This is a genomic window from Rhodococcus olei, assembly GCF_039540555.1.
GTDB classification, from domain to species: Bacteria; Actinomycetota; Actinomycetes; order Mycobacteriales; family Mycobacteriaceae; genus Rhodococcus_G; species Rhodococcus_G olei.
The window spans coordinates 19,731-29,222 of record NZ_BAABFB010000063.1; the positions used below are offsets into that span (position 1 = coordinate 19,731).

Here is a 9,492-nt window from a genome sequence, read left to right on the forward strand (position 1 = left end):
CTTTGTCTTTGCTCGCCGACGCGAGTTCCTTCCGGAGGGGATCGATCGAATGGGAATGAAGAAGTTCGCCGTCACCGCGATGCTCGCGGTCGCCGCGCTCGGGGTCGGCGCCGGTACGTCGCACGCGAACCCGGCGGCGCCCGAGACGATCGACTGGAGCTCGAAGGTCGACGGCCGCTCCGTCGTCACGACCATCGACGCCGGCGCGTTCAAGGTGTCGGGTGACGGCAAGAACATCGAACTTCAGGACAACACCGGCAAGCCGGTCATCGTCCTCCCGCTCGCCTTCCAGCTCAACTCCCTCCAGTTCCCGATGGAGCAGAAGATCAGCGAGGACGGCAAGACCGTCACCCTGACCCCGGTCTTCGACCTCGGCAAGGCCAAGCCGATCGCGGCCGACGCGACCCCGCAGCCGATCAACGGCGCCGGCCTCGCGATCAAGGACATCGCCTCGCCCGAGGAGAACCTGATGGCGCAGGACACCTTCACCTCGCAGCTCGCGGTTGCGACGGCGTCGGGCGGCCTGATCGGCACCATCATCGGCGCGGTCGTCGGTACCTTCGTGATGCCCGCGGTGGGCACGGTCACCGGGGCGACGATCGGTGGCATCGCCGGCACCATCGCCATCGGTGGCCCGACCCTGATCGCCGCCGGTATCGGCCTGGGCCAGACCCTGATGGCGCCGCCCGGCACCACGGTCTACGCCAAGAAGTAGGTCAAGACATTCGAGCGGCCCGTCACCTCGCGGAGGTGACGGGCCGCTCGTCGTTGTGGTGCCCGCGCCAGAGTGGTGTCGGGGAAACGGCGAGGCGGGGACGCGCTGTGCGCGTCCCCGCCTCGCCTTGCCTGGATCAGGAGAGCCGGGCGCCGCCGGCGTTCGTCGCGATCGTGAAGATGTAGCCGAGCGACGTCATCACCAGGCCGAGGATGTCTCCGGTGCCGGCGGTGGTGGTGTCTGCGATGTCTGCGGGCATTGCACTTCCTTCGTCTACGTAGGCCGGCGCGCGCCGGCGGTTCCGCCCGACTGGTCCCCCCAGTCAGTTCGTCCCTCAAACTTGTTGTCGCTGCGAAAAAGATGTGCGGTCAACAACTTCCGGAATCCTAGCGTGTCCCGCTGCGGGGCGGGCACGCTACCCCACGGCACCCGGAAACGACTGTGCGGGGTTGTCGTCCGATCGGACGACAACCCCGCACAGTGTTTAACGGGCGACTAGCTGGTGCGGACCTTCAGGCCCGGGTTGTCGGCGAGGATCGCGTTGATCGGGGTCGCGAAGAGCTGCGGCGAGTCACCGAGAACGGTGGTGACCACCTGGGCCACCTCGCAGAACTGCAGGTCGCCGACGTTCGAGGCGCTGGAGATGCCGAGGGCCCGATCGCCGGTGACGATGGTGCCGCCGCTGTCGCCCTGCAGGGCGCAGATGTTCGCGGAGAAACCGTTCTCCAGGGTGCGGGACCCGACCGAGACCCGCTGGTTCACGGCGTTGACGGTGCCGCACGTGAAGCCGGTGGTCAGCCCGGACTTGCAGACCGGTGCGCCGACGACGGGGTCGGCGGTGCCGGTGATGTGCAGCGGCGAGCGGCCGGGAACGCGCACGAGGTTGTTCTGGAAGCGGTACGCGACCGAGTCGTCGATCCGGATGATCGAGAAGTCGTGCCCCTGCAGGTTGGTGCGCTCGAACGCGCCGATACGCGGGCCGAAGACGCCCTCGCTGGGCATCTGGAACACGACCGAGGTGCCGGGGGCGCCGCGGTTCGGGTCGCAGTGGCCGGCGGAGATGTTGACGGTCGCGCCCGAGGCGTTGGTGCCGTTGAAGCCGAGCGAGCAGCGGAAGGCGCCGGCCGCGTTCTCGGCCGCGTACGAGTCGCCGCCGAACATCGCGTCGGCCGGGGCGCCGCCGTTGTCCGCGACCGGCGGGGCGACCGAGCCCAGCGCGGGGGACAGCGCCACGGCCGCACCCTGCAGGAAGTCGGGCAGCTGCAGCCCGCCGACGTCGACGGTGTCGGCGACACGCAGGACGAGGTTGTTGTTCACGACGTCGACGGCGGCACCGCCGACGAGGCCGGCGAGCGGCTGCGGCAGCGCGGAGATCCAGTCCTGAGCCTTGGCCAGCTGGTCCTGCAGGGTGCGCTCGCTGCGGGGCAGGTCCTTGACCGTGTACCCGGCGTCCTCGGCGGCCTTGCGGGCCGCGTCGACACCCGGACCGGCAGCGAGGCCGATCAGCGGCTTGCCCGCCGGGTCCAGCCAGGCACCGGCGAACGCGTCCGGGAACTTGGCGCGGAGGTCGTTCGCGAACGCGACGAGCTTCTGGCCGGCGTCGGCCTTCGCGAGGTACTCCTCCGGGCTGAGCCCCAGGTCGCGCTGGATCGCGGTCACCAGCTCCTGCGGCAGCGCGGTGGCGGGCGCGGGTGCAGGTTCGGCGTTCGCGAGGGCGGGGGTCAGCACGAGCAGTGCGGCCGAGGCGATCATCGCGGCGCGACGCGCGCGGATGCTACGCATGGGGACCTTTCGAGTCGGGGACATGCGGGCAGGCAGTCAGGCATATGGACATGACTCGACCACGTGGGTCGTGTCGAGTGTCTCGACTATATGGCCTGCGGCCGTGCTCTCGCACCGTGTCTCGGGAATCGCCGGGAATGTCCGGGCCGAATGTGAACGGGCGGCCACGGCGGGGTGAACCCACCATGGCCGCCCGTTGAGGCGCCGATGATCAGGAAGGCTGTGCCTCGGTGCGCACCCGCAGATCGAGGCCCGCCGTCGCGTTCGCCCGGTCGAGCACCTGCTCGATCGGGATGCCGATGCTCGCGGTGCCGCCGTCGAGGGCCAGCACCAGGTTCGCCTCGGTGCAGTCGGGCGCGCCGCTCGCGTTCGAACCCGACGTGACGCCGAGGGCGCGCGTCCCGGTCAGGATCGCGCCGCCGCTGTCGCCGCTGAGCGTGCACGTCGAGCCCGCGAAGCCGCGCACCAGGCGGACCGATCCGTCACCCATCTCCAGCGGCGCGTCGACGGAGTCGGCGAGCACGATCCCGCAGGTGAACGTCGACGACTGGCCCGACTTGCAGATCGGTGCGCCGACCACCGGGCGGGCCGTGCCGCTGACCGTGACGGTGGTGCCGTTCGCGCCGCGCACCGCCGGCCGGTTCAGGCCGGCGTCGACGCCGGCCTGGTTCAGCTTGATCACCGAGTAGTCGAGGCCGTCCGACTCGATGCCCATCTCCGAGTGCACGAAGTTGCCGACCCGGGTGCTGCGGGTGACGTCGGCGTAGTCGGGCAGGTACACCGGCGAACCCTCCGCGACGCCCGGCGTCTCCTGCTTCGGGTCGCAGTGTCCGGCGCTGACGTTGTACGCGGCGCCGTCACCGCCGACGGCGTTGAACCCGAACGAGCACACCCCGATCTGCTCCGGCGTCGTGGACGGCTCCAGCGGCTTCGCGGAGGTGACATAGCTGTCGCCGCCCTGCGGGCGACGGTCGACCGGGCCGCCCCGGTCCGGGGAGAGCACGACCTTCAGCGTCGCCAGCAGCGTCGGCAGGTTCAGCGCCCGGCCGATCGGGCTGTTCACGACGTCGAGGACGATCTGGTTGTTCAGCACGTCGATCGACGTCGAGTTGACCTGGGAGGACAGCTCTCCCGGCAGCGAGGCGATCCACCGGTTCACCTCCGCCAGCGATCCGTTGAGCTGCTGCTCGCTCACCGCGACGATCCGGGTGCCGTACCCGTCGCGCGCCACCTTCTCCGCCGCCTCGGTGGTGGTGACGGCGACCATCGGATGTCCGTCGGTGCCGATCCACGACCCCGCGAAGGTGTGCGGGTCCGAGGTCCGCAGCGCGTTCGCGTACTCGCCGAGACGCTGCGCCGTCTCCGCGCGCTCGAGGTACTGCTGGGGCGTCAGCTTCAGGTCGCGGTCGATCGCCTCGACCAGCTCGGGGGGCAGCTGCTGCGCCTGCTTCTCTGTCGCCAGGGGCTCTCGCGGGGCGGCCTGCGCGACGGCGCCGGCCGGTAGAAGAGCGACGGAGACCAGGATGGCGGCGCGCAGCGCCAGCGGCAGACGCATGAAAACCCTTCGGTGCGGTGGGGGGTGTCAGCGCACCACCATAGGCCACACCGGACCGGTCCGTTGTCGTTGCAGGTGAGGAAGTTGTGATCAGGGAGTCGTCGCGTCCTCGGGGGTCGGGGTGGGGGTCGGCTCCGTGGTTGTCGTGGTGGTCGTCGTCTCCGACGTGGTGGTCGTCGGGGACTCCTCCGTTGTCGCGACGACCCTGGTCGTCGTGGTCGGCAGCACCGGCGGCCGTTGCGTCGTCACGGCCGGTGGCGGGGCGGGGGCGGCGGTGGTGGCGACGGTCGTGCGGACGGGTTGCTGCGAGGTGGCCGGGCCGGTGTCCGGGTCGGTGGCCGGGGCGCTCGCCCGAGTCGTGGACGTCGCCGCCCGGGACGTCGGGGCCGGGTCGACGGTCGCTGTCGTCGTCGGTTCGGACTGAGGAAGCGGCCGGCCGCCGGTGTCCTCGGACCGCGACATCGCGGCCGCGCCCGCGACCGCCGCGACGACCAGCGCGACAGCGATCCCGGCGGCGACGAGCGGGACCCTGCCGCGGGGGCCGGGGGGCGGGGTGGGCGCGTGGACCGGCCGGCCGGGCCCGGCCTCGGTGAACGCGGTCGGTGTCGCCGGCGCGGGCACCGCAGGCAGGGAGTCCGTGTCGCGCTCGGCGACAGGTGCCGCCCCGGCCGCGGCGGCACTGCCGGCAACCGGGACGGCACCGCCGTGGGCGGCGAGGATCGCGGCGCCGTGGACCGCGATCCGGTTCGGGTCGGGCGCCGCGACCACCGGGACCGGCAGCGTCGCGGCGAGTTCGGCCAGCATCGGGATCGCCGCCCCGCCGCCGGTCAGCAGCACCGATCGCAGCTGCGCCGGGTCGAGTTCGTGGGCGCGGACCGTCTCCTCGACCAGCGACAGCGATCCGGCGAGCGGGCCGCGCAGCATCTCCTCGAGTTCCGCACGCGTCACCGTCACCGCGGTGTCGGCGCCGGCGGCCGTGACCGGCACCGTCACGGCGTCCGTCGACGACAGTTGCTCCTTCACGTCCCGGCACCGCGCCCGCAGCCGGTCGAGTTCGGCGCGGGTGGTGGGGTCGGTGGGGTCGAGAAGCCCGAGGTCGGGGGCGGCGGACACGAGGACGTGCTCGACGACCATGTCGTCGAGACTGTCGCCGCCGAACAGGGTGGAGAACGTCGCCGGCCGGAGCAGGTCCGGGCGCGACCCGGTGCGCACCAACGACACCGTGACACCGGCGGCGCCCAGGTCGTACACCGCGACCAGCCCGTCGCCGACCGGCCCGTGGGCGGCCTCGAGCCAGGCGACCGCCGCGACCGCGTCCGGGACGAGGGTCACCGGCTCGAGTCCGGCGCGGTCATACGCGGCGCGCAACGCGGACACCGTCGCGTCGTCCCAGCGGGCGGGGTGGGCCGCCGCCACCCCCGGATCGTCCGGCAGGCCGGGGAACCGGTCGACCGCGGTCGCGAGCAGGCCCGCGGTCGCGGTCGCGACCAGGTCCTCGGCGCGGTACGCGGCGCCGTCGGCCGTGGCGACACCGGCGGGGTCGCCGACGTGGGCGACGAACCCGGCGAGCACACCCGGCTCGTCCTCCGGGGCCCCGAGCTCGGCCGCGGTGTCGGACAGTCGCAGTGTCGCCGGTTCGACCAGCACCGACGGGTCGGTCAGCGGAGCGTCCGCGGCCTGCAGGACCGCGACGGCCCAGGTGGTGCCGACGCCGAGTCCGACACCCTGCCCGTCCGCCATCTCGCGTCCCATCCGTTGCTGATCGATTGCCCGGACAGGGTAGCGACCGGCCGGGCCGACGAGTGACGGCACGGCTGGGAGGCGCCGTGCGCATCGGTGGTGCGGGCGTTCCGTGGTGCAGCGGTGCGTGGTCGCGTACTCGACCACCGTCGTGACGCCGGGCTGCCGCCCTCGTCGTCACGTGGACGACGGGCAGGAGCCGCCGAGGGGGGAACGCGTCGGACGCCGACGAGTACCGGCAGTGTCACCGTTCCCCGGTCGAGGTCCGCTCGTCGACGCGCACCCGGATCGGACGATCACTGCCTGGGGTTGACGCTGACGACCTTGCCGACGAACACCTCGAACTTCTGCAGCCAGTCGGTGACGAACGCGGCGGTGCCCTGATCGGTGATCTCGCCGTCCTCGTTGATCAGGCCCTCGGTGTACTGGATGTACGCCTCCGGCTGCGCCAGTTCGGGAGAGTTGACGAACGAGAGGATGCTGCGCAGGTGCTGCTGGGCGACGGCGGTGCCGATCTTGCCCGGGGAGGTGCCGATCACCGCGGACGGCTTGCGCGCGAACGAGTTCTGGCCCCACGGCCGCGACCCCCAGTCGATCGCGTTCTTCAGCGAACCCGGGATGGACCGGTTGTACTCCGGGGTCACGAACATCAGCGCGTCGACGCCGGCGATCGCCTCCTTGAACGCGAGGCCCTGCGGCGGGTAGTCGGCGTCGTAATCGTGGTTGTAGAGCGGCAGGTTCCCGATCGGGATCTCCTGCAGGTGCAGGTTCGTCCCGGCGCTCAACCGCTGCAGCGCCGTGGCGAGCCTGCGGTTGATCGACACCTTCGACAGACTGCCGACGAACACGCCAACCTGGTACGACATCGGGCCACCTCTCACCGATCGGGTCGGATCTCCGGTACCGCTGCGATACGGCTGTCGAGCCTACGCGCCGTGCCCCATCGCCCGCAGCATGGAGAACATCTCCGCCCGCGACTGCGCGCCGAGGCGACGCCGGATCCGGGCCACGTGGTGCTCGACGGTCTTCGCGGAGATGAACAGCCGGGCCCCGATGTCGCGGTAGGTCAGTCCGGTCACCAGCAGCCGGGCGACGTCGGACTCACGGTCGGTCAGCGCCCCGCCGATCGGGCGCTCGGTGGCCGGGGTGTCGCTCGGTGCGGGTGTCGGTCGCAGCGACCGCGCCACCTGCAGCAGGGTCGTCGCGGTCGCGGTGTCGTCGACGCGCAGGGCGGCCTCGCTGGCCAGGCGCGCACCGTCCCACGGCAATCCGACCGCACCGAGCTCGACCGCCGCCTTCTCGACCTCGGCGGCGTCCGTCTCGCCCTGCAGAACCCGCAGCCACGCGCGGCCGGCGCGAGCGAGTCCGGCTGCGTACGTGCTGGTTTCGGCGGCGATGCCGAGTGCGTGGGCGTGCGGGACCAGGTCGGCGGGCGACTCGGTCAGGATCGCGGCCTGCACTCCGTACCAGTGCAGCGGGGTGCCCCACAGCGTCGGTTCGCCGAGCCGGGTCAGCAGTTCCCGGGCCTGGTCGACCAGATGTGCCACCCGGTCGGTTTCCTGCAGTCGCGCCGCGCCGAGCCACAGCTCGCCGAGCGGCAGCAGGCTCAGCAGATCCACCGAGTGCTCGGCGACGACGGTCTGCGCGCCGTCCCACGACTGGCGCAGCGAACCGATGTCGCCGGTGCGGCGGGCGACGCCGACCCGGAGGGCGGCCGCGAAGAGCGCGTCCCGCGGCCGCAGCACGGCCGGCAGGGAGTCGACGGTGCGGGCCGCGGCGTCGAGGTCGCCGCGCAGCATCGACACCCACGCCGTCAGCAGCAGATGCCGGTCGCGGGTCACGACGACGTCGCCGTCGGTCTCGACCGCCCGCGTCAGCACCGACAGGGCGCGGCCCAGTTCGCCGCAGTGCATCGCGGCCAGCGCGGTCAGCGCCGCGCCGCTGTCCGGCACCAGTCGAAAGCGGGAGACGCTGGCGGACAGGGAGACTCCGCGGGTCAGCGAATTGAGCGCGATCGGGGCGGACCCGCCGAGCGACTGCCGGAATCCCTGCGCGAGCAGGGCCTCGGCGGCGGTTGCCGATGTGGGGGGCGCGTCCGCGGCGCCGGCGGCGGCCGCGGCGGCCGCCTCGGGGCGCCCCGCGGCCAGCAGCACCGTCTCGGCGATCGGCCGGTCGACACCCGTGCGCTCCGGGCCGAGCCATTCGTACAGGTCGGCGCTGCGCACCAGCATGCCCTGGTGGGCGGCGACGCTCGCCGCGATCCGCACGGCCGCGGCCAATTCCGCCGCCGGGGTTGTCGCGGCCCGCTCGAGCAGGCCGTCCGCGAGCCGCGCGGCGGTGTCGAGGTCGCCGGTGAGACCGGCCGCCTCGGCGCGTCGCAGCGCGACGGCGTCGGCGTCGGCTCCCGCCCGCACCGCCTCCTCGTACAGTGCGGTCGCCAGTGTCGGATCCACGAGTTCCGCCTGGGCGGACAGGTATTCGGCCAGAGCCGGATCGCTGACCCCGGCCGCCGCGTAGGCGCGGGCCGCCGCCAGATCGAGGGTGCCGAGATCGCGTCGGGCCTGCAACGCACCCAGGTGCAGCGCCGCGACCCGGGGGGCACCGAGCATCGACCGCAGCGGTTCGCGCGCGGACGCCAGCAGCGTGTCCGACTGCTGCAGCAACCCGCATGCGCGGGCCCGCTCCACCAGTTCCCGGCAGACGTCGGTCGGCAGGTCCAGCACCCGTGCCAACTCGGTCGCATCCAGGCCGGCACCTGCGGTCGCGATCGCCAACGCGCACAACAGCTCCGGATCCATGGTCCCGAGCACCTCCGCGTGGCAGGCCGTGACGGCCACCGCGACCGTGCGGTCCGCGAGGTTCGGGGTGGGGGAGTCGCGCAACGCCGACAGGGCGGCGTCGACACACCGCGGGACGCCGCCGGTCAGGCGGTGGATCTGCGCGGCCAGCTGCGTCGGAATCGCCGCGCCGAGAATCCGTTCCGATCGGAACGCGACCTCCCGTGCGGTCAGGTTCCCGAGCACGACGGTGCCGTCGAGGGCCGCGGTCAGGGTGCGCAGGCCGGGGTTCCCCGGTCGCGGTTCGCAGGCCACCACGACGGTGAGATCGGTGCGGGTGGCGAGCACGGCCAGCGACTCGAGAGCCGACGGCGGGAGCAGGTGCGCGTCGTCGACGATCACCGCGCCGCCCGCGGCGGGCTCGGCGTCGGCGGGCACACCCGAGACGACGGGACCCGGCACCAGCTCGCACACCAGCGTCAGCAGCGCCGACTTCCCGGTCCCGGCGGTCCCGCGCACCAACAGGTGCGGATGTCCGGTCCGGACCCCGTCGAGCATGGCGCGCACCGCGGGTGTCGCGGCGACGGCCGGCGTGGGACGCGACAACTGGGCCTGCATCTTCGTCTCCCTCACGTTCAGTGGTCCTCGTCGTTCCGGAATCGACTCGGCGTCAGTTGCCGAGGACTCCGCCGACGAGTCCGCCGACCCCGTTGACCACGCCGCCGACGCCCTGGCCGACACCGTTCACCACCGCGCCGACGCCCTGGCCGACGCCGTTCGCCGCGTTGCCGATGCCCTGGCCGATGCCGGCTCCGCCGCCACCGCTGGGCGCCGGTGCGGGCGCCGGTGCGGGCGCGGGTGCGGGTGCCGGCGCCGGGGCGGGAGCAGGGGCGGGTGCCGGCGCGGGTGCCGGGGCGGGTGCC

The 9,492-nt window shown here is 72.9% G+C and carries 8 protein-coding genes; 1 reads left to right on the forward strand and 7 read right to left on the reverse strand.

Features of this window, described 5'->3' with window-relative positions; all coding sequences use genetic code 11:
* The first annotated feature begins 49 nt into the window (after nucleotides 1–49).
* On the forward strand, nucleotides 50–715 hold the full coding sequence (locus tag ABD951_RS20205; protein WP_345349185.1) for a DUF8020 domain-containing protein: 666 nt from the start codon (nucleotides 50–52) through the stop codon (nucleotides 713–715).
* 136 nt (nucleotides 716–851) lie between these two features.
* Here the strand turns inward: ABD951_RS20205 and ABD951_RS20210 are convergent, their stop codons facing one another.
* The 7 genes from ABD951_RS20210 to ABD951_RS20240 all read right to left on the reverse strand — a co-directional run.
* Entirely contained in the window at nucleotides 852–974 is a 123-nt protein-coding gene (locus ABD951_RS20210) for a hypothetical protein (protein ID WP_345349188.1), read from the reverse strand.
* Nucleotides 975–1,210: 236 nt separating this feature from the next.
* Nucleotides 1,211–2,497 carry a S1 family peptidase gene (locus tag ABD951_RS20215; protein ID WP_345349191.1) on the reverse strand — a complete coding sequence of 429 codons (1,287 nt, stop codon included), beginning with the start codon at nucleotides 2,495–2,497 and terminating at the stop codon, nucleotides 1,211–1,213.
* A gap of 211 nt (nucleotides 2,498–2,708) precedes the next feature.
* Nucleotides 2,709–4,052 (reverse strand): S1 family peptidase, encoded by a 1,344-nt coding sequence (locus ABD951_RS20220; RefSeq protein WP_345349194.1) that lies wholly within the window; start codon nucleotides 4,050–4,052, stop codon nucleotides 2,709–2,711.
* Between the two features lie 90 nt (nucleotides 4,053–4,142).
* Entirely contained in the window at nucleotides 4,143–5,804 is a 1,662-nt protein-coding gene (locus ABD951_RS20225) for an Hsp70 family protein (RefSeq protein ID WP_345349197.1), read from the reverse strand.
* 284 nt (nucleotides 5,805–6,088) lie between these two features.
* Nucleotides 6,089–6,658 carry an NADPH-dependent FMN reductase gene (locus ABD951_RS20230; RefSeq protein ID WP_345349200.1) on the reverse strand — a complete coding sequence of 190 codons (570 nt, stop codon included), beginning with the start codon at nucleotides 6,656–6,658 and terminating at the stop codon, nucleotides 6,089–6,091.
* 60 nt (nucleotides 6,659–6,718) lie between these two features.
* Entirely contained in the window at nucleotides 6,719–8,590 is a 1,872-nt protein-coding gene (locus ABD951_RS20235) for a LuxR C-terminal-related transcriptional regulator (RefSeq protein WP_425569903.1), read from the reverse strand.
* Between the two features lie 649 nt (nucleotides 8,591–9,239).
* Nucleotides 9,240–9,492, reverse strand: a 253-nt coding sequence (locus tag ABD951_RS20240) for a hypothetical protein (RefSeq protein WP_345349206.1), incomplete at its 5' end; no start/stop codon positions are given.